The sequence below is a fragment of the Paenibacillus sp. FSL W8-0186 genome, assembly GCF_037969765.1.
Classification (GTDB): Bacteria; Bacillota; Bacilli; order Paenibacillales; family Paenibacillaceae; genus Fontibacillus; species Fontibacillus woosongensis.
This window is the reverse complement of sequence record NZ_CP150207.1, coordinates 3,344,142-3,364,308: the sequence shown is the minus strand read 5'-3', so window position 1 is coordinate 3,364,308 and position 20,167 is coordinate 3,344,142. Positions and strand designations below refer to the sequence as shown.

Sequence of the window (20,167 nt, the reverse complement as noted above, 5' to 3'; positions counted from 1 at the left end):
TTTTAATGTTAAGTAATCCCTTGTTACCAATAAGGTAATACTAGCATGGAATTTATAAATAGGCAAACAAATGTTCTTATCATTCCTTAAATTTACTAAAAATTAATTCACTAGTTTTTTTCTTTATGTTTCAGGTGCTAATTTTGCATACCTATTGAAAATAATAGCTTGAAATTGAGTATTGCTAGAGATATTCTGTTCATCAAATAGATTGCTACCTAGTACCTACTACTAACGAATTAATGCAACCGTTTAATTTGACAGCATTTTGCGCAAACGTAACCGGTTAAAAATAAAAAAGTAAAAATTGATTGAAGTGGGAGGAGGACTCTTGTGTATAGCTGTATCCATTGCGGTAGCGTCTACTTGAGAAAAGCGGATGCGGATAAATGTGTTGATCAGGAGGTTGAGACGCCGCTTATTGAAGTGGGGAAACTATTAATAGATCACTCTTATGACCGGGAAACAGTCATCCGGTGCTTCAGTATCAAGAAAGCGGGGCATGAAATTTCCTATCAATTTGAGTGGCTTGAACCAGAAGGAAATGAGTGGAAATACGTATTTACTGTAAACAGCAATCGCTGCTTGAAGGATCATTTTTCTGAGCAAATATGATTACAAGTTCAAATGAAAAATAGGGTTGTGCAAGGTGTCCATGCAGATTAGCGCCTTGCTTTTTATTTTTTTTGGTGGTAACATCTTTACGAAGCCATTAATCAACACATTTAAGACAATAAAATATTTCCAACGTTAACTTCGGGGCAGGGTGAAATTCCCTACCGACGGTGATGACTGCTTGGAGACTCGCTAGAATGAGTTTGAAGCTAGTACAAGTCCGTGACCCGCTTGCGCTACATAAGAAGCTTGCGGCTGAGCCGGTGAGATTCCGGGACCGACAGTATAGTCTGGATGGGAGAAGGAGACGCAGGATATATGACGTATCGACTACGAGTATATCTAATATAATCAAAGCATATTCTTTAAGTTCCAATTTTCACAATGACATGTTCATTCATGAGAATCATGTCATGTTGGAAACAGGATTACTTAAAGAGTTGGTTGAGCGACGACGGCTTGGGCTGCTATCTGATGATTGGCCCCTATGTTCCGTTATGTTTTCGCATACCCAACTTTGTGTGCTTTCATTTTGCGTACATTTGCTCTCATGCCCCATCGGATTCCGGTGGGGCTTTATTTGTTTGCTGCCGATGTTGCTTGAAGCAGGGTGGAGGTGAAACATATTTTGGAGATCATTAATGACGAGTACTATATGAGACTAGCCCTGGACATGGCGGGCCGGTCTCAGGGACAAACCGGCATCAACCCGGTGGTTGGGTCCGTTATTGTAAAGGATGGAGCTGTCATCGGTCTTGGCAGTCACTTGAAGCGGGGGACTCCGCATGCGGAAGTTCATGCGCTGAATATGGCCGGCGAGGCGGCAGAAGGCAGCACGGTTTACGTGACGCTGGAGCCGTGCAGCCATCACGGGGCAACGCCTCCGTGCAGCGAAGGCCTGGTCAAAGCCGGGGTAAGCCGCGTAGTTGTTGCTTGCGAAGACCCAAATCCACAAGTGGCCGGTAAAGGTATAGAGCTTCTGCGGCGAAACGGAATCGAGGTGGAGGTCGGTGTCCTGCGGAATGAGGCGATAAAGCTAAACCGGAAATTCATCAAATTCATTACGACCGGGATGCCGTATGTCACGATCAAGACCGCCAGTACGCTGGACGGGAAAATCGCTTCTAAAAGCGGTGACAGCAAATGGATATCAAACGATGCATCACGGGAGCGCGTACACACGATGCGCCATCGCCATCATGGGATTATGGTCGGTGTGGATACGGTGATCGCTGATGATCCTTCTTTAACAACGAGGCTGTCGGTACCTGGCATTTCGCCAGCGAGAATCATTGTCGACTCGACTCTTCGTATACCTGATGAAGCCAAGGTGCTCAGCGATAACGCCGTACAGACGATTGTGCTGACGACGGAGAAGGCTTCTGAAGCCAGGCGGGCACAGTTAACCGAGCGGGGAATCCAGGTTATTGTTAGCGGCAAAGGGCCGCGGGTCGATCTTCAATCCGGATTGCGCAGGCTTGGCGAACACGGCATTTCTTCGCTGCTTGTCGAAGGGGGGGGACGTCTTAACGGATCGCTGCTTAATGGCAAGCTGGTTGATGAAGTTGTTTTGTTCATGGCACCAAAAATCATCGGCGGTCTGAATGCGCCAGGCACCTTTGTGTTTGATGGCTTCGAACTTATGAAGGATGCGGTCGTCTTAAACGATTTAACCGTGGAGCAGATCGGCGATAATGTTTGCATTTCGGGATATCCCGCTTGGAACGAATAGAGAATCAGAAGTTAATGGAAGGAGGGGGCTGCGTTGTTTACCGGGCTAGTGGAGGAAGTAGGCGCCATCAAATCGGTTCAAAGCAAGGGCGAGGCGATGGTTATCAGCATATCTGCAAACACGGTGACCCAAGGGATGAAGCTTGGGGACAGCGTCGCTGTCAATGGGGTGTGCCTGACGGCCACGCAATTTGACCGTTCATCCTTTTCGGTAGACGTTATGCCGCAAACGTACCGCCATACGAATCTGAGCCAGCTCAGATCGGGCAGCAAAGTAAACCTAGAGCGAGCCATGGCTGCAGACGGCCGTTTTGGCGGACATATCGTTCAGGGGCACGTAGACGGAGTAGGAACGATTACGGGAGTGAAGCAGGATCAGAATGCGGTCGTTTTCGAAATATCCCCTGCGAAGAAATCCCTGTTTAGATACATTATTCCTAAAGGCTCCATTACGGTCGATGGAATAAGCCTTACAGTCGTTCGCGCGGAAGACCCTATCTTCAGCGTATCGATCATTCCCCATACTTTGGCGGAAACCGTTCTTGCGCATAAACGCCAGGGGGATACCGTTAATCTGGAATGCGATATCCTCGGCAAATATGTTGAGCATTTGCTCGCATTCGGTAAAGGGAATAACGAGGGTGAGCCGTCCGAGACTGAAGACTCCTCAATAGGCATCGATATGCCGTTTCTGATGAAGAACGGGTTCGCATAAGTCAGATTGCTTCAATTAATCGTGCAGCTAAAGGGAGGGACCTATTATGAGTGATATTCAATTGGATCGGGTGGAGGAAGCCATTTACGAGCTCATGCGCGGCAAAGTCATTATCGTTGTCGATGATGAGGACCGGGAAAATGAAGGGGATTTCGTGGCACTCGCCGAGAAGGCCACGCCGGAGGTCATCAACTTCATGATTACCGAAGGGCGCGGGCTCGTCTGCCTGCCTATTACTTCGGAGCGGGCGGAAGAGCTTGATTTAAAACCGATGGTCGCGCAAAATACGGACTATCATGGTACGGCTTTTACCGTATCGATCGACCATGTCGACACAACAACCGGTATATCGGCCTATGAACGTTCGCTTACGGTGAAGGCGATCATGGATCCCAGCGCGAAGCCTTCCGACTTCCGCAGACCAGGGCATATGTTCCCGTTGATCGCGAAGAAAGGCGGTGTTCTGCGGCGTGCAGGGCATACGGAAGCGGCGGTCGATCTAGCGCGGATGTGCGGTTCATATCCAGCCGGCGTCATCTGCGAAGTGATTAAGGAAGACGGAACGATGGCACGCTTGCCGGATCTTGTGCAGATTGCCAAGCAGTTCGACTTGAAGCTGATCAGCGTCAAGGATTTGATCCATTACCGCAACGAGAAGGAGAAGCTCGTTACTCGGGAAGTGGAGGTACGCATGCCGACCGACTACGGTGAGTTCCGCGCGATCGCTTATACGAACGATGTAGACGCCAAGGAGCATGTCGCTCTTGTCAAAGGGGAAATCAGCAGCGAGGAACCCGTGCTGGTGCGGGTCCACTCCGAGTGTCTGACCGGAGACGTGTTCCATTCCCACCGCTGCGATTGCGGGCCGCAATTCGAGGCAGCACTAAGGCAAATCGAAGAGGAAGGCAGCGGTGTCCTGCTATACATGCGCCAGGAAGGACGGGGCATTGGGCTGGTCAACAAGCTCAAGGCATACAAGCTGCAGGAGCAAGGACTGGATACGGTTGATGCCAACCTGAAGCTCGGCTTCCCGGCTGACCTGCGGGATTACGGCATCGGCGCGCAAATTCTGAAGGATCTTGGCGTCCGCCAGATCCGGCTGCTAACCAATAATCCTCGTAAAATTACCGGACTTGAGGGCTACGGTCTGCAAGTCGTGGAACGTGTCCCTATCCAAATGAAGGAAAATGAGGACAACAGCAATTATTTGCATACGAAGCAGAAGAAACTGGGGCATTTGCTTCATTTTGACGTCATCGAGCAGAACGAAACATCGGGAAATTAAACCATCATATAAATTGGAGGAATTGATTTATGGCACAGGTATTTGAAGGACATCTTGTCTCGGAAGGTTTGAAATATGGGATCGTCGTTGGCCGCTTTAACGAGTTTATAACGAGCAAGCTGCTTGGCGGTGCGCTGGACGCATTGAAGCGTCATGGTGTAAAAGATGAGGAAGTAAACGTAGCCTGGGTTCCCGGAGCATTCGAGATTCCATTTGCTGCACAAAAGATGGCTGAAAGCGGAAAATACGATGCCGTCATTACGCTGGGTACGGTCATCCGTGGATCAACGTCTCATTATGATTATGTATGCAACGAAGTCGCTAAGGGCGTAGCCGCGATCGGATTGAAAACAGGCGTTCCGACGATCTTCGGTGTAGTGACTACGGAGAATATCGAGCAGGCCATCGAGCGCGCAGGCACGAAGGCAGGCAACAAAGGCTGGGATGCGGCAATGGCTGCAATCGAAATGGCCAACTTGACGAATTTGCTAAAATAGTGCTTATTTAATGTAGTACCCTTAATTAGGGTACTGCATTTTTTATTCACTTTGCGTTCAATAAGGAAAGCCTTTTGAACTGCCTCTAACGGGTGGAGGATGTCCATTGACGACAGTAACTTATAAACTGGATACCTTTGAGGGTCCGCTGGACCTGCTGCTTCATCTTATCGATAAGGCAGAGGTCGATATATATCAAATATCAGTCAGTGAAATTACCGATCAATACCTGGAATACCTGGATAACATGCAGGAGCTCGAGCTGGAAATCACGAGCGAGTTTCTCGTTATGGCAGCTACCCTGCTGTCGATCAAGAGCAAGCAGCTGCTTCCTAAGCCGCCTGTGATCGAATTCGATGACGATTTCGATTATTTGATGGAGGATGAGGAGGATCCGCGGGACGAGCTGATCCGCAAGCTGATCGAATACCGTAAATACAAGGGGATTGCCGAGCATTTGCACGAGCGGGAATGGGAGCGAAGCCTGATCTTTACAAAGGAGGCCGAGGATTTATCGCCCTTCATGCCGGAAGTGCATGACAATCCCGTAAAAGGGCTGCATGCTGCCGACTTGATCGCTTCGTTTCAGAAGGCGCTGCGCCGCGCCGTGAAACGCAGCTCGGTCGCCCGAATTCACCGGGACGAAATTTCGGTCAAGGATCGGATCCGTGACGTAATCGCTGCGCTGGAGAGTACGGGCATAGGCGGAAGGCTGCTGTTTTCCAAGCTGCTGCATCCGGAGATGTACCGTCATGAAATCGTGGTCACCTTTCTGGCGATATTGGAGCTGATGAAGATGAAGCAGATCGTATGTTACCAAAACAAACTTTTTGACGACATTGTGATGGAGTGGAGAGGGGAAGTAAAGGCAGATGAATTATCGGGACTTGAAATCGATTATTGAAGGATTGCTGTTCCTGGCCGGAGAGGAGGGTCTCAGCGTAAAGCAGATTGCCGAAGTCACCGAACAGCGCCAGGACATCGTCACCGATGCTCTATTGGACATGAAGTCATCCTTTGAGCGGGAGGGGAGGGGACTGCAAATCGTCCAGCTCGCGGGTAATTATCAGCTGGCCACGCTCCCGGAGCATGCAGCCTATTTCGAAAGGCTGGCCTATTCGCCGACCCGCTCGTCCTTGTCCCAGGCTGCATTGGAGACTTTATCCATCATTGCGTACCGCCAGCCGATAACCCGAATCGAGGTGGAGGAGATTCGCGGCGTCAAGTCGGAACGGGCTATTCATACGCTGGTGAATAAGGACTTGATTCAGGAGGTGGGGCGTGCCGAGGCCATCGGACGGCCAATTTTGTACGGTACGACAGCTGCCTTTTTGGATTATTTTGGCCTAGGCAGCCTGCAGGATTTGCCCGACCTGAACGAGTTTGAAAGTGCGGAGAATTTGGAGGAAGAGACCCAGCTGCTTTTCCAGAAGCTGGAGGAGCAGCAGCTTACGTTTGATGACGTTAACGAGGAGTAGCACAGCCTTCAGCGCATGATTTCCTTTTTACGGAGCCATACTATTTCAAGATCGTCATTTGAATGGTATGGAGGGCTTTCCTGTGTGGATTTGGCTCGGAGTCATCCTGATCCTTTTGCTCGCATGCATTGCTTTGGTCCTCATTTTATTATCTCCGATCAAGTTTCGCTTGGTTGCCCGCAAAGTAAACTGGAACGAAACCGTTCGTATAGAAGTAGTTACACTTTACGGGCTAACTCGGCTTCGCTATGAAATTCCGTACATCATTTTTAAAAATATGAAGGACGGCTTCAAGGTGGAGCAGAAACATGCAAGCAATCTTGAAAAGGGAGAAGCGGATAGCAGTGCGCAGGATATCAATAAAGACAAAGTTCGTTTTTGGGCAGATCAATTTTATGATTTGCTGCGGGCGACAAGAGGGCTAAAGCAATGGATGGCAAGCACGCTAAGGTATGTTACTTTTGACAAGCTGGACTGGTCCACGAATGTTGCTTTGTCCAATGCGGCTCATACCGCAACTTTATCGGGAGTGTTATGGGGCTTGAAAACGACGTTAATCGGTTGGCTATCCTGCTACATACGCTTAAAGCAAAGGCCCAGGCTGTTCGTAGTGCCCGTCTTTGATCAGCCGCCGCAACTTGTCACCGAATTTGAATGCAGCGGCAAAATTCGCTTAGGGCGCGCGCTATACGCTGGATTCGTACTTATTGTTCGTGTGCTAAAGGTAAAAGGCGGATTCAAAAAATGGCTGAGCTTCGCCGTCAAAGGAAATCAAGGGAGTTCGCGGTCTTAGGGACCTGCGGGCTCCTTTTGATTTTGTCACGCATATTACGGCCATGTGCTGCGCAAACTGTAGAAGTGAAGGTAGTTCTTATTACTTAGGCTGAAGAGGAGGATTAATCATGTCAGATCATCCGATCCAAGGGCTGATGCAAACGGCCATGGAAAATATCAAAGATATGGTGGATGTAAACACAATTGTCGGCGAGCCCGTAGAAACACCGGACGGCAGCGTTATATTGCCGATTAGCCGCGTTGGCTTCGGCTTTGCTGCCGGCGGGAGCGATTATAATACTGATGAGATCCATGAGGCGTCCACGCACGATAAACAACTGCCTTTTGGCGGAGGCAGCGGCGGAGGCGTGTCGATCAATCCGATCGCTTTTCTCGTTGTCGGGAAGCAGGGCGTTAACATCGTTCCGCTGGATAATCAAACCCATCTGTTTGAGAAAATGATCGATGCCGTTCCATACGTCATGGACAAAATTCAATCGATGTTTCCGAACAACGGCGCAGGAACAACTCCGTCAGCTTCGATTCAAGGGATCCCCGTTCCCGACCATAATACAGGAAATACGTACAGCTAAACAGGCTTGCCAGTCGAAGAGGCCGATCGATCCTTTCCGCCGATTTTCGGGAGGGGTCTTTTTTTGCCGGGAACGGTGGACATACTCCCCTCTTTTCCCGCATATAGTGTACAAGTATTAGCGCTAGAATACCGGAGGAGTCGCATAATGACAATACGCTCGATATTTCGTTACAGCATGGCAGCCATGATGGCTGTATCGTTGCTCATCCCCGTAAACGCAGCAGCAGAAAATAAAGCGCCACGTCCGCCGGGAACTCATGCACAGGCGGCATCCCTGATCGACGTGAAGTCGGGACGCATTCTTTACAGCCACAAAGGCGACGTGGAAATGCCAGTGGCCAGCTTGACCAAGATCATGACAGCAATTGTTGCGATCGAGCACGGCAAATTGGATGATGTGGTGACTGTCACTAAAAATGCCTATCGCAAGGAAGGCTCGTCCATCTATCTGGAGCTTGGAGAAGAGATGAAGCTGGAAAATTTGCTCTATGGCCTGATGCTTCGCTCAGGGAATGATGCGGCGACAGCGATCGCCGAGCATGTCGGCGGGTCGGAGGAAGGGTTCGTCCATTTAATGAACGAAAAGGTGAAAATGCTGGGGCTCAAGCATACTCAATTCCAGAATCCGCATGGCCTAGATGCTAAGGGGCATTATTCCTCGGCTAATGATTTGGCCGTCATAACCGCTTACAGCTTGCAAAATCCTGTATTTAAGGAAATCGTTAAAACGAGAAGCAAGCGAGCCCCCAACCCGAATAACCCCTGGGATTACAAATGGGATAATAAAAATAAAATGCTGCGATTCTATGAGGGAGCTGACGGGGTTAAGACAGGCTACACTAAAACCGCCCGCCGCTGCCTGGTCAGCTCCGCAAGCCGGGCAGGCCAGCAGCTGGCTGTCGTTACACTTAACGATGGAGACGACTGGAACGATCATCAGAAGCTGCTCGATTATGGTTTTGCCAATTATCCGCTGAAGAAAATCATTGAAGCGGGACAGCCTGTAGAGAACGGCCTAGTAACAGGTACCGGGTTCAGTTATGCCCTTGCCAGCGGCGAACTTGAACGCGTTGAGCGCAGGCTGTTTCTCCAGAGCGCGCGAGCCAAAGACTTCGGATACAGCGGAAAAATAAAAATCTCGCTGGATGGCCATGAAATCGGACAGGTTCCTGTCTATGAGCAGGGCAGCTTCATACCCTCGCCAGACCCGGCGGGGGGGAACCTGACATCCAAGGCGGCGTTCGCTGGCGGAGGCTGGGGAAATTCATTTGCGGCAGTGATCAAATTACTACTGCTCGTAGATTAACATTTTACCCTGTGGAGAGGGGATGAAATAATGGTTAATAAAATCTGGCTAGGGCTTATCATCATCGGCTTTGCTTTTGCGGCGGTGAAAGGGGATATCAATCTCGTTACCCAGGCGGCATTTGAGGGAGCCGCAACAGGTGTCACGGTTTGCTTCGGTTTGATCAGTGTGCTCGTATTCTGGATGGGAATGATGCGGATGGCAGAGGATGCGGGACTCGTCAAAGCCATTTCCAAGCTGCTTGGGCCGGTCGTTACATATTTATTTCCGGACGTTCCAAAGAACCACCCTGCGATGGGATATATTCTTTCGAATATGAGCGCGAACCTTCTGGGGCTGGGAAATGCTGCGACGCCAATGGGCATTAAAGCGATGCAGGAGCTGCAGGAGCTTAATCCGGACAAGGAAACGGCATCCGCAGCGATGTGTACGCTCCTCGCGTTGAATACTGCTAGCATTACTTTGATCCCAACGACATTGATTGCCATCCGGCTCAATTTCGGCTCCGCCAACGCGGCGGATATCGTCGGCTCGACCTTGCTGGCGACGGCCATAGCGACCGCGGCGGCGATTGCGGCAGACCGCTGGTATCGGAACCGCACTTTCCGACGCACGCCGAATCCGCCTGCGTCCGCTTCCGCAATAACGATGAAGAGGTGATCGTCCTTGCTGGATTGGATTAATATTATTTCGGCGTGGGCCGTTCCTATGATGATTGCATTTATTCCGTTATGTGCATTTATGAAGAAGGTTCCGGTGTATGAATCGTTTGTGGACGGAGCCAAGGATGGCTTCTCCACAGCGATTGGGATTATTCCCCACTTAGTAGGGATGATGGTGGCTATTAGCGTTTTTCGCGCCTCTGGCGCGCTCGAATTTTTTACAGGCTGGATGGGTCCGCTCCTTAAAATGCTGCATGTGCCGCCCGAAATAATGCCTTTAGGAATACTCCGCCCCTTGACGGGAACCGGCTCCCTGGCCTTCACCACCGACCTGATCAAGACGTACGGGCCGGATTCCATGATTGGCCGGATCGCTTCTACGGTACAGGGAAGCACCGACACGACGCTATACGTGCTGACCGTATACTTTGGGGCCATCGGCATCCGCAACGGACGCTATGCCTTAAAGGTCGGGCTCTTCTCGGATGCAATAGGTTTTGTGGCCGCGATTGCAGTATGCTTGCTGATATTCGGTTGACAAGCCGTTACGACTGTTGAACAACAGTTCGGACGGCTCTTTATTTTTGCCGGATAACCCGTGCTATTGTGATTTTTCTTTCATATAGGTATCATGTTTATGAGGTGACTAGAGATAATGGAAAGATTACAGAAAATATTGGCCGCTGCCGGTGTGGCATCGCGCCGCAAATGCGAGGAATTGATTACGAGCGGCCAGGTGCAGGTGAACGGCGAAACGGTTACGGCGCTTGGAACGAAGGCTGACCCGGCTGTGGATGTCATTACCGTAAACGGGAGAACGATTGGGGCAGAGAAGAAAATCTATATCATGTTCAACAAACCCAAAGGTGTGATCACGAGTGCTTCCGACCCGCAGGGAAGAAAAATCGTCACCGACTACTTGAAAGGCATTACCGAGCGGCTGTATCCTGTAGGCCGTCTGGATTATGATACGGAGGGTCTGCTGCTGCTGACCAACGATGGCGACTTTGCCCATTTGCTGACGCATCCGAAACACCATGTGCCCAAAACCTACCTGGCTACCGTCAAAGGCGTACCGCACGGGACGGAGCTGGATAAGCTGAAGGACGGCGTCATGCTGGAGGATGGGATGACAGCGCCGGCCGAGGTGGAGTACTACGACGTGGATCCCGACGGCAAGCAAGCGGTCATCAGCATTACGATTCACGAGGGCCGCAATCGTCAAGTGCGCCGGATGTTCGAGGCGATCCAGCACCCGGTTACGAAGCTGAAGCGAATTTCCTTCGGAGGTCTTTACCTTGATAATTTGAAAAGAGGGCTGTATCGTCATTTGAGCAAGGAAGAGGTCGAAGAGCTGTTCAAGCAAGCGCGAAGCGCAGGCAAGCCGAGAAAACGATAGAAGGTCACATAAAGTTCAAATTTAACCTAGCGGCATCTATGACACTTTTCGTTATAATGTTCATAGGATATTCACCTTTTGTCCATATATTATGAGCTTTGTCATAGAAGGAGTGCTGATAATGGGTAAGGCAAGGCGTCCGGTACAAATTATCATATTGACGCTTATCGTCATTTTGGGAGGTTATGCGATAGGCACGGCTGTGTTTGGAGGCGAGAAGGGGATTCCTCAAGCTGGCGATAAACCTCCTGCCTTCAATTTGCGCGGTTTAGACGGACAGGTACATAATCTGGAGAAATACCAGGGCAAGGCGCTGGTCATTAATTTCTGGGCGACCTGGTGTACGTACTGCGTGAACGAAATGCCGGCCTTGCAGACGCAATGGGAGAAATGGAAGGATCAGGACGTCGTTATCCTGGGGATCAATACCGGAGAAGACGATTTGACCGTGGCCAATTTTGTGAAGCAAACCGGAGTCGATTTTCCGATCTTGTTCGATAAGAAGAATGAGATCGTCAGAAAATACGGGGTTGTGCCGATGCCGACTACCTTTTTCGTGAATAAGCGAGGCAAAATTATCTCCATCCATCAGGGCGAGCTGAATTTGAAGACGCTTAACCAACAAATCGCCACGCTCGTTGCATCCAATTGATGATAGGAGGACCAGACATTGATTAAAAATACGAAATGCGAATGCGGGCATCAGAATCCGGTCGGCACGGTGCTCTGCGAAGCATGCGGCAAACCTCAATACGAAGAAGCGGGCCATAGCTCCAGCGAATTGCTGGAGATGCGCTACGATGGGGTAGCCCGCCGCTCACAGCGGGCCAATCCCAATTTCATCGATAAAATCTGGAATTTCTTCTCCTCGGTTAAAGTAGCGGTGTACCTGATCAGCATTACATTGGTTGCAGCAATGCTTGGCACCGTATTTACCCAGGAGACCATGTTTGTTAAAAATTTCGACCCTTCCACGTACTATAAACAGAAGTATGGAACCATCGGTGAAATTTACTATATGCTCGGACTATCCGACACGTACAATTCCTGGTGGTTCATTCTGCTGCTTGTCATGATTGGCGCATCGCTTGTGATTTGCAGTTTGGACAGGGTATTGCCGCTCTATCGAGCGCTGTCCAAGCAGAAAATCCGCAAGCACATGCAGTTCTTGACCCGGCAAAGGGTGGTCTATAAGGGACCCGTTTCTGGCAGTGGGGAGGAATGGGTGAACCGGGCCATCGCTCCGCTGAAGAAGAAGGGTTACCGGGTTCATACCGATGGCGGGGCTTTGCTGGCGGAGAAACAGCGTTTCAGCCGCTGGGGTCCGTACGTCATTCATATCGGCCTGATTGTTTTCCTGCTCGCCGTGCTGTTCCGCGGGCTGCCCGGCCTTCATTTGGACGAGCACTATTGGTTTCCCGAAGGAGAAATCACGCAGATTCCCGATACGAACTATTATTTGAAAAATGAGAAATTTACCGTGGAATATTATACCGAGGATGAGATGTCCGATGAATTCAGACAGAAGGGGAAAATCGTTCCAAAGCTGTTCGAGACGAAAGCCGTACTGTACAAGTGCGTCGCCAGCTGTAATGACCCTTTGAACGAACCCGAGCTTGTAGAGGTCGACCGGCACAACATCCGTGTCAACGATCCTTTGAGCTACAAAGGACTTCAAGCCTATCAATTCGACTTCGAGGAGGTTACGATGCTTCGTTCCGTCCAGCCGACACTTGTGGATCAGGAGACGGGGGAAGTGTATGGTAAGTTTATGCTCCGTATGAACGACCCCGAGACGGAATATGACGTAGGACCTTATCATTTGAAGCTAAAAGACAAGTATTTGGATTTCGGCCTGGACGAGAATAATAAACCGATTACGAAATCGGGCGAGCCGAATGCGCCGGCCTTCTTGTTTACGATCACCGGACCGGGTCTGCCCGAAGATGGGGGACAATTCATCTACTTTCCATACCTTCAGCAGCAGGAGCTTTTCGGTCAGGATAAGCTGAATGAAGCGCTGGGAGGCATTAACCACAAGCTAAGATTCGATATGCTGGCGATGGAGGACGTTGACTTCATTCATTTCACAAGCTTCTTGAACATCCGCATCGACCGCGCTATGCCTTTTGTATGGACCGGACTCGGAATCGTCATGGTGGGGCTCATTATGGGCTTCTATTGGCAGCATCGCAGAATTTGGCTGCGCATCGATGACGGTATCCTGACCTTGGGCGGGCATACGACCAAGAATTGGTTTGGAATGAGGCGCGAAGTGTCATCATTCCTGGAAACGATGGGAATTGAAGTGGATGAGAAGTCTTTGGATAACGGAGGAAACCGGTCATGAATTTATTGGATATCAGTAAACAGGCATTTGTCATTGCTTTTTTACTTTATTGTGTGGCATTTTGTTTTTATGTGGTGACGATTACGGGAAAAACGTGGAAAAATCGTGATCCGCAGGTACATGAGCGCAAATGGGGAAAAATTTCGTTTATTACTTCCACGCTTGGACTTATCACTCATTTGGTGTACGTAGCAACGAGATGGGCTTGGTCTGGACATATTCCGGTCAGCAACATGTATGAATTCATGTCCTTCCTGTCCCTAATGATCATCATGGCATTTACGGTATTGTATTTAATTTACCGCAAAGCCTTGCTTGGTTTGTTCGCGACACCGCTGGGGATTGTCGTCATGGCGTATGCGGCGGTGTTTCCGAAGGACGTGCAGCCTTTGATCCCGTCCTTGCGCTCGATCTGGTTGTATATTCACGTCACGCTGGCCGCGGCCGGGGAATCCTTTTTTGCAATCGCTTGTGCCGCAGGCCTGATGTATCTTTTGCGTACCGTTGATTTCAAGGGGACCGACAAATCGGCTCGCCGCCAGAAGCTATGGCTTGAATTTACGTTTTATTCTATTATTATAGTAGTGGGATTTATCGTGTCGGTTTTTGCTTTCCGTGCCGCCGGGTACGAAGCTGTGTTTACGCCTAAACCTACGGAAACCGAGCAGTCTAGAACAGTTGAAATGGTATACAACTTGCCGCCGATCGTGGCGCCGCATAATAGCCAATTGGTTAGCGCCGATTCTTTCCTTGGCATGAGCAAGCCGTGGATGGAGGTTCCATCCTGGTTCAAAGGAGAGAGCTCAGGCCGCAAAACCAATACACTTGTATGGGCGTTCATTACCGGGACGGTCCTATACGGTTTGTTAAGGCTTATTATCCGCAAGCCGATTAGCGAAGCGGTGTCACCGGCCGTAAAAGGCTTAGACGCTGATCTTCTCGATGAAATCAGTTACCGTTCGATTGCTATCGGATTTCCGGTGTTTACGCTAGGCGCGCTCGTCTTTGCGATGATCTGGGCTCAGCAGGCCTGGGGCAGATTCTGGGGGTGGGACCCTAAAGAAGTATGGGCGCTCATTACCTGGTTATTCTATAGCGTGTATCTCCATCTTCGGTTATCCCGAGGATTCCATGGCCGCAAAGCCTCGTGGCTTGCCGTTTTAGGGTTTCTGGTTGTCATGTTCACGCTCGTAGGCGTTAATCTGATCATCGCCGGTTTGCATTCTTACGCGGGTACGGACTAATGATATAATGTAACCATTTACTAGTGCTTAAGCGAATGGGAAGATGATGAAGGGGTTGTTGTTCATGTCAGATCAAGAAAACCGCATTCTCGTTGTGGACGATGAGGAACGTATTCGCCGTCTGCTCAAAATGTATTTGGAAAAAGAGGGTTATGAAATTGATGAAGCGGAAGATGGAGAGACCGCTCTCAAAAAAGCAACCTCCAATGATTACGGCTTGATCCTTCTCGACGTAATGCTTCCGGGAATTGACGGGGTCGAGGTGTGCAGCCGTTTGCGGCAGATCAAGTCGACGCCGGTGCTGATGCTCACGGCCAAAGGGGAAGAAATCAATCGGGTACAGGGATTTGAAGTTGGGGCAGACGACTATGTGGTCAAGCCGTTCAGTCCCCGTGAAGTCATATATCGGGTCAAAGCGATCATGCGGCGCGCATCGGCTACAGCTTATTTGACCAAAGAGAGCGGTACGAGCAATAATATCGTATTCCCTCATCTTGTCATTGAGCACGATGCCCATCGGGTAACCGCAAGCGGACAAGAGGTTAGCCTTACGCCGAAGGAGTACGAGCTGCTCCATTATTTGGCCACTTCGCCCGACAAAGTATTTTCACGTGAGGAGCTGCTGAAGGACGTATGGAATTACGAGTTCTTCGGCGATTTGCGGACCGTGGACACCCATGTGAAACGGCTGCGCGAGAAGCTGAATAAGGTATCGCCGGAGTCGGCAGCCATGATTACTACCGTATGGGGCGTTGGTTATAAGCTGGAGGTCGCGAAATAAGTGAGCTTCTGGAGAACGCTTGTAGGCAAGCTGTGGATTACGATCATCGGTTTAGTGGCTTTTGTGCTCATGAGCATGGGATTGTTTCTGCTGCCATATATCGATACGAATTTCACCGATCCCGCAGCAGTCAAGAAGCTGTTTGTCATCGTTTCCATCATCGGCTTCTCGCTGACGACGTTTTTTGCCTTATTCCTCTTCACGAAGATTACGCAGCCGATGCAGCAGCTAATCAGCGCTGCCGATGCGATTCGCAAGGGGAAATACGATACGAGACTATCGCTGCAAACGAGCGATGAGATCGGTGAGTTGGCTAATACCTTTAATCATATGGCTGAGGAGCTGGAGAATACGATCCGCAGCTTGAACCATGAGAAGGAACATCTGTCCAGCGTTTTAAGAAGCATGAATGACGCAGTGATTACATTGGATTGGGGAGGAGCGGTCATTCTGACTAATCCTCCAGGCGATCAGCTTCTCCAATTGTGGGGCGACTTGCCGGACGAAGAGAATGACGCACTTCAATTAAGTGTGCAGGGCGAACGGGCGATCGAGATTCCAAAACCACTCCTGCCGATGTTCCGGAAGGTGCTGGATCAGGAAGGGGATCAAAGCGCCAATATTCACGTCAAGCAAAGCGTCTGGTCCGTGCATATGGCGCCGCTTTCCTCGGATGGCGAAATTAGAGGCGCGGTAGCGGTTTTGCGCGATGTGACCGAAGAAGTGCGTTTGGAGAAGATGCGCCGGGATTTCGTGGCCAATGTATCGCATGAAATCCGGACACCGCTGTCGATGATGCAGGGTTACAGCGAAGCGCTTCTCGATGGAATGGCCGCTTCTCCAGAAGAGAGCCAGGAGCTCGTCCAGGTTATCCACGACGAGTCTCTGCGCATGGGACGTCTGGTCCGTGACTTACTCGACCTGGCCCGGATGGAAGCGGGACATACCGATATTGCCATGCACCGGGTTGACGTCAAGGAGCTCATTGAACGCGTTTATCGCAAGTTTGCGGTACGGGCCAAAGAGCACAATGTTCAACTGGAGCTGGATTTGGGGAGCAGACCGATGATAGCCGAAGCAGCCAATGAAGACCGTTTGGAGCAGGTTCTCACGAATCTGCTAGACAATGCCTTCAGGCATACGCCGGAGGGACGGAGTGTTTATATTGCTGCGGAAGCCAGGGAAGGCAAGCAAGGACGTGAGCTTCACATCTCCATTCGAGACGAAGGCACTGGGATACCGACGGAGGATTTGCCTTTCGTATTTGAGAGGTTCTATAAAGCGGATAAAGCCCGGGTTCGGGGAACGGCTGCCGGAACGGGACTTGGCCTTGCTATCGTAAAAAATATCATCGATGCCCATCACGGCTCGATTCAGGTGAACAGCAGCATAGGGAAAGGGGCGCATTTCCAGATCACCCTTCCTGTCGAAAAGGTACAATAATCGTAAAACATCCTTACTTCGTAAGGATGTTTTTGTTGAAAAATTTCTGATCTCGAAGATAAATCTTGTTCATCGTGGAACAAACAGGAGAGGGGCTTCAGACGGGGGATTATCACGTCTGAAGCCCCTTGCTTAATTTTGCAGGCTAATTATGATTTAAATTCGATTTGCAGAGCCGTGTTCAGCTCTTGCAGGCTCATTAGTTCATCAAGCACTTCTTTGGAAACTGTCTTGTCGACGGTCAGCACCATGATCGCCTCGCCGCCAATAATTTTACGTCCAACTTGCATCGAAGCGATATTTACATCATTTTTGCCGAGCAAGGTGCCTACGCTTCCGACAATGCCAGGCTTATCATTATGAGAAATGAAGATCAAGTTGCCTTCCGGAGCAATATCGACCGGGAACTTATCGATCCGTACGATCCGCGCGCCATATTCTTTCAGCAAAGTGCCCGCGATGCGGCGATCTTTGCCGTCTTCTGTTTTCAGCGTAACGCTGATGCGGTTCGTAAAGCCTTTGCTAGCCGAGGATTGCGATACAACCACATCGATATCACGTACCTTGGCCAGATGCACCGAGTTGACGATATTCACATCGTTGCCGAAATGGCGGGACAATACCCCCTTGATGATGTAGCGCGTAAGTGGTTGAGTATCTACCTCTGCTAAATCGCCGGCGTATTCAACATGAATTTCATGTACAGCCTGGTTGTTCAACTGGGCAGCAAAGGCACCGATTTTCTCGCCAAGCTCGAAAAACGGCTGCAATTTGTTCATCACGCTTGCCGCGACTGGAGGCATGTTCACTGCGTTCTTGAACGGTTCATTGCGCAAAATGTGCAGCACTTGCTCCGATACGTCGATCGCTACGTTTTCTTGAGCCTCTACTGTTGATGCGCCCAAATGAGGAGTAACGATGATTTTCGGATTGTTCAGGAATGGATGATCCGCTGCCGGCGGCTCCTGCTCGAATACGTCGAAGGCTGCACCTGCAACGATGCCTTGATCGATCGCTTCGACCAATGCTTGCTCATCGACTACGCCGCCGCGGGCGCAGTTAATGATGCGCATGCCTTTTTTCATCACATCGAACTGCGGACGGGAAATCATGTGCTTCGTTTCAGGAGTAAGCGGCGTATGGACTGTGATGAAGTCAGCGTTCCGTACGATTTCATCGACGGTAGCCAGCTTCACGCCCAGTTTCTCGGCGCGTTCCTCTGTCATGAACGGATCGTATCCGAGGATATCCATGCCAAATGCCTTAGCGCGTTTCGCGACTTCGCTGCCGATACGGCCCATGCCAAGTACACCCAGCTTCTTATTGCGCAGCTCCACGCCGAGGAACTTGCGATCCCAGGTTCCTTGGATCGTCTTAGCGTAAGCTTGCGGAATATGGCGGGCAAGTGCCATCATCATCGCAAAAGCGTGCTCGCATGTCGTAATTGTGTTGCCGTCCGGGGCGTTGATCACGATAATACCGCGTTTGGTCGCTGCATCCAGGTTAATGTTATCGACACCGACGCCTGCGCGGCCGATCACTTTCAGATTGGTTCCGGCTTCCATAATCTTTTCAGTAACTTTCGTTTGGCTGCGTACGAGCAGAGCGTCGTAGTCCGGAATGATTTGGATGAGTTCATCCTCCGAAAGTCCCGTCTTTTTCTCTACTACAACGTCGCTTGCGTCCATCAACTGCTGGATTCCGAGGTCGCTGATGGGATCTGATACTAGTACTTTGAACATGATTTCTTTTCCTCCTAAAAGTTTTGTATATAGCATTGCTTCTTCGGAAAGTCTTCGATACAAAACTTTCTTCGGAAGCATTCGCTTAAATTAGGAAACACTATATCCCGATACCGTTCCAATGCGTTAGAGGAGCGAAGGATCGAGGTTCAAATCTATTTGCTAAAGGCTGCAAGCAGGTTGCCAGCAAGCATAAAAAAACTCTCAATCCGCACACTACTTCCGTAGTAAGGGACGAGAGTTGTTCGTGGTACCACCCTAATTCGCTGCTCCTCGCAGATACAGCCTCAGTTGTCATGATGACATGTTGATAACGGAGTTCCTCCGATTGCGCCTACTCCTATCGTTCAGCACAATTACTCAGGATCGCTAGAGTTCCCATTCCGCTACCGGTTTGCAGCACCACCGGCTCTCTGTAAGCTTCGCGATAACTCGTTTCCTTCATCGTGTTTAACAAATGCAATTTTTCATAATGTATCATGACCATAAGGAAAGTGTCAATACCGTAAATGATAAGGTCCGGAGGAGCCTTGAATAACCTTGGTAATTTGGTTATGATTTTAATGTTGTCGAATTGTAGCACACCCCGCCATACTGACAGCAGCTACTGTTCGGAGAAAAACGGCACCTCCGGAAGGAATTCCGTTGCATAATAGGCTGATTTCCATTTCAGGAACTCTTTTCCTTGCACAGCTTCGGTATCCATAAGGACGTTGACGATGGAATTTACCGAATTCAGCTTCATGGAGCCAGCTTTGCCGCTGTCGATCATCTGGTCGATTTTAGCCGTCATATCCTGCGGGAGATACGATACATAGAGGTTGCTGCTGACCATCAAGTCGCTGACAATTTTATTTTTAACCGCCAGTGGATAGGCTGCCCATTCTTTGATGGAGGTATTTTCCTTAAATACTACGTCCGAAGGGATCGACTTGTTGCTTTTAGCGGCCCATTTCATCATGGACGTATAATATTTTTGCTGGGCTTTCAGTCCGTATTGTTCGGCATTATTCGTAAATTCGTCCTCAGCCAGCAATTTAGCAAGCTGAGCCCCGTTTTTGCTGCCGATTTCAATCCGGCTTGTGCTTTCATCAAAGAGCTTCAAACTTTTCAAAACATCACTTTGTGCATCTTGTAACAAGGGGGAGGACACCGTAATCGTCTGAGCTTGGATCTGCTCATATTGCTTGCGTGATGCATTGCGGATATCCTTCATGATGCCGATTGATTTTACCCTAGAATCGCTGCTTCTCAGTTGGTCGACGAGCCCGAAATACTCATGTTTGAATTGCTCGTAGGGCTGGAAGACAACGTAGTAGTAAGCGACGAGGTCCTGCTGCTCGTAGGAAGCCGTCGTTTCAAATCCCGGTAGGTTCGTCAGATGGGCGTATTTCGCTTCAGCTTGAGTGATGCCCATTTTGAAGCCAAGGAAGAAAGTTCCGAAGGCCGCGACCAGGGTAAACAGAAACCCGAGCATGAACAATAATTCGAACCGGTAAGATTTTTTCTGCATAATCAAAAAACGCTCCTCTTACAAGTATTTTTTAGTC

The 20,167-nt window shown here is 49.8% G+C and carries 20 protein-coding genes, 1 riboswitch and 1 other annotated feature; of the genes, 18 read left to right on the top strand and 2 right to left on the bottom strand.

Annotation, left to right across the window (positions count from 1 at the left end):
• Nucleotides 1-333 precede the first annotated feature (333 nt).
• The 18 genes from MKX50_RS15205 to MKX50_RS15120 all read left to right on the top strand — a co-directional run bounded on the left by MKX50_RS15205 (nucleotide 334) and on the right by MKX50_RS15120 (nucleotide 16,875).
• A complete protein-coding gene (locus MKX50_RS15205; protein ID WP_213590579.1) occupies nucleotides 334-615 on the top strand; it encodes a hypothetical protein in 282 nt (93 codons plus the stop codon).
• A gap of 133 nt (nucleotides 616-748) precedes the next feature.
• A riboswitch (FMN riboswitch) is annotated at nucleotides 749-925 on the top strand.
• A 318-nt stretch (nucleotides 926-1,243) separates the two neighbouring features.
• Nucleotides 1,244-2,347: a bifunctional diaminohydroxyphosphoribosylaminopyrimidine deaminase/5-amino-6-(5-phosphoribosylamino)uracil reductase RibD gene (gene ribD, locus MKX50_RS15200; protein ID WP_213590580.1), complete on the top strand. Its 1,104-nt coding sequence runs from the start codon at nucleotides 1,244-1,246 to the stop codon at nucleotides 2,345-2,347.
• A 33-nt stretch (nucleotides 2,348-2,380) separates the two neighbouring features.
• On the top strand, nucleotides 2,381-3,061 hold the full coding sequence (locus tag MKX50_RS15195) for a riboflavin synthase (protein WP_339157299.1): 681 nt from the start codon (nucleotides 2,381-2,383) through the stop codon (nucleotides 3,059-3,061).
• Between the two features lie 46 nt (nucleotides 3,062-3,107).
• Nucleotides 3,108-4,346: a bifunctional 3,4-dihydroxy-2-butanone-4-phosphate synthase/GTP cyclohydrolase II gene (locus MKX50_RS15190; protein WP_213590582.1), complete on the top strand. Its 1,239-nt coding sequence runs from the start codon at nucleotides 3,108-3,110 to the stop codon at nucleotides 4,344-4,346.
• Between the two features lie 29 nt (nucleotides 4,347-4,375).
• A complete protein-coding gene (ribE, locus tag MKX50_RS15185; RefSeq protein WP_110932447.1) occupies nucleotides 4,376-4,843 on the top strand; it encodes a 6,7-dimethyl-8-ribityllumazine synthase in 468 nt (155 codons plus the stop codon).
• Between the two features lie 106 nt (nucleotides 4,844-4,949).
• Entirely contained in the window at nucleotides 4,950-5,747 is a 798-nt protein-coding gene (locus MKX50_RS15180; protein WP_213590583.1) for a segregation/condensation protein A, read from the top strand.
• The gene (gene scpB / locus MKX50_RS15175) at nucleotides 5,716-6,321 is read left to right on the top strand and encodes an SMC-Scp complex subunit ScpB (RefSeq protein WP_213590584.1); all 606 of its coding nucleotides are present in this window, start codon (nucleotides 5,716-5,718) and stop codon (nucleotides 6,319-6,321) included. Before MKX50_RS15180 ends, scpB begins: the two co-directional genes overlap by 32 nt.
• Nucleotides 6,322-6,403: 82 nt before the next feature.
• Complete coding sequence (locus tag MKX50_RS15170) at nucleotides 6,404-7,114, top strand: DUF2953 domain-containing protein (RefSeq protein ID WP_213590585.1); 711 nt, start codon at nucleotides 6,404-6,406, stop codon at nucleotides 7,112-7,114.
• Between the two features lie 109 nt (nucleotides 7,115-7,223).
• The gene (gene ytfJ / locus MKX50_RS15165; RefSeq protein ID WP_213590586.1) at nucleotides 7,224-7,688 is read left to right on the top strand and encodes a GerW family sporulation protein; all 465 of its coding nucleotides are present in this window, start codon (nucleotides 7,224-7,226) and stop codon (nucleotides 7,686-7,688) included.
• Between the two features lie 147 nt (nucleotides 7,689-7,835).
• Nucleotides 7,836-8,996: a D-alanyl-D-alanine carboxypeptidase family protein gene (locus tag MKX50_RS15160; protein ID WP_213590587.1), complete on the top strand. Its 1,161-nt coding sequence runs from the start codon at nucleotides 7,836-7,838 to the stop codon at nucleotides 8,994-8,996.
• Between the two features lie 30 nt (nucleotides 8,997-9,026).
• A complete protein-coding gene (locus MKX50_RS15155; RefSeq protein WP_213590588.1) occupies nucleotides 9,027-9,656 on the top strand; it encodes a nucleoside recognition domain-containing protein in 630 nt (209 codons plus the stop codon).
• 6 nt (nucleotides 9,657-9,662) lie between these two features.
• Nucleotides 9,663-10,196, top strand: coding sequence for a spore maturation protein (locus tag MKX50_RS15150; protein WP_339157298.1), 534 nt, complete (start codon nucleotides 9,663-9,665; stop codon nucleotides 10,194-10,196).
• A gap of 117 nt (nucleotides 10,197-10,313) precedes the next feature.
• On the top strand, nucleotides 10,314-11,057 hold the full coding sequence (locus MKX50_RS15145) for a pseudouridine synthase (RefSeq protein ID WP_213590589.1): 744 nt from the start codon (nucleotides 10,314-10,316) through the stop codon (nucleotides 11,055-11,057).
• Nucleotides 11,058-11,178: 121 nt separating this feature from the next.
• Entirely contained in the window at nucleotides 11,179-11,709 is a 531-nt protein-coding gene (locus MKX50_RS15140; RefSeq protein WP_213590590.1) for a redoxin domain-containing protein, read from the top strand.
• A gap of 18 nt (nucleotides 11,710-11,727) precedes the next feature.
• A complete protein-coding gene (locus MKX50_RS15135) occupies nucleotides 11,728-13,407 on the top strand; it encodes a cytochrome c biogenesis protein ResB (protein ID WP_339157297.1) in 1,680 nt (559 codons plus the stop codon).
• Nucleotides 13,404-14,651 carry a c-type cytochrome biogenesis protein CcsB gene (gene ccsB, locus MKX50_RS15130; protein WP_213590592.1) on the top strand — a complete coding sequence of 416 codons (1,248 nt, stop codon included), beginning with the start codon at nucleotides 13,404-13,406 and terminating at the stop codon, nucleotides 14,649-14,651. The genes MKX50_RS15135 and ccsB overlap by 4 nt, the downstream gene beginning before the upstream one ends.
• Before the next feature lie 64 nt (nucleotides 14,652-14,715).
• The gene (locus MKX50_RS15125) at nucleotides 14,716-15,432 is read left to right on the top strand and encodes a response regulator transcription factor (protein WP_055107737.1); all 717 of its coding nucleotides are present in this window, start codon (nucleotides 14,716-14,718) and stop codon (nucleotides 15,430-15,432) included.
• Nucleotides 15,433-16,875, top strand: a complete 1,443-nt coding sequence (locus tag MKX50_RS15120; RefSeq protein ID WP_339157296.1) for an ATP-binding protein — start codon at nucleotides 15,433-15,435, stop codon at nucleotides 16,873-16,875.
• A gap of 149 nt (nucleotides 16,876-17,024) precedes the next feature.
• On the opposite strand, the gene serA is transcribed toward MKX50_RS15120, so the two are convergent.
• A complete protein-coding gene (gene serA, locus MKX50_RS15115; protein WP_213590594.1) occupies nucleotides 17,025-18,617 on the bottom strand; it encodes a phosphoglycerate dehydrogenase in 1,593 nt (530 codons plus the stop codon).
• A 227-nt stretch (nucleotides 18,618-18,844) separates the two neighbouring features.
• Nucleotides 18,845-19,071 (bottom strand) — a binding site (T-box leader).
• Between the two features lie 150 nt (nucleotides 19,072-19,221).
• On the bottom strand, nucleotides 19,222-20,130 hold the full coding sequence (locus tag MKX50_RS15110) for a hypothetical protein (protein ID WP_213590595.1): 909 nt from the start codon (nucleotides 20,128-20,130) through the stop codon (nucleotides 19,222-19,224).
• Between the last annotated feature and the right edge of the window lie 37 nt (nucleotides 20,131-20,167).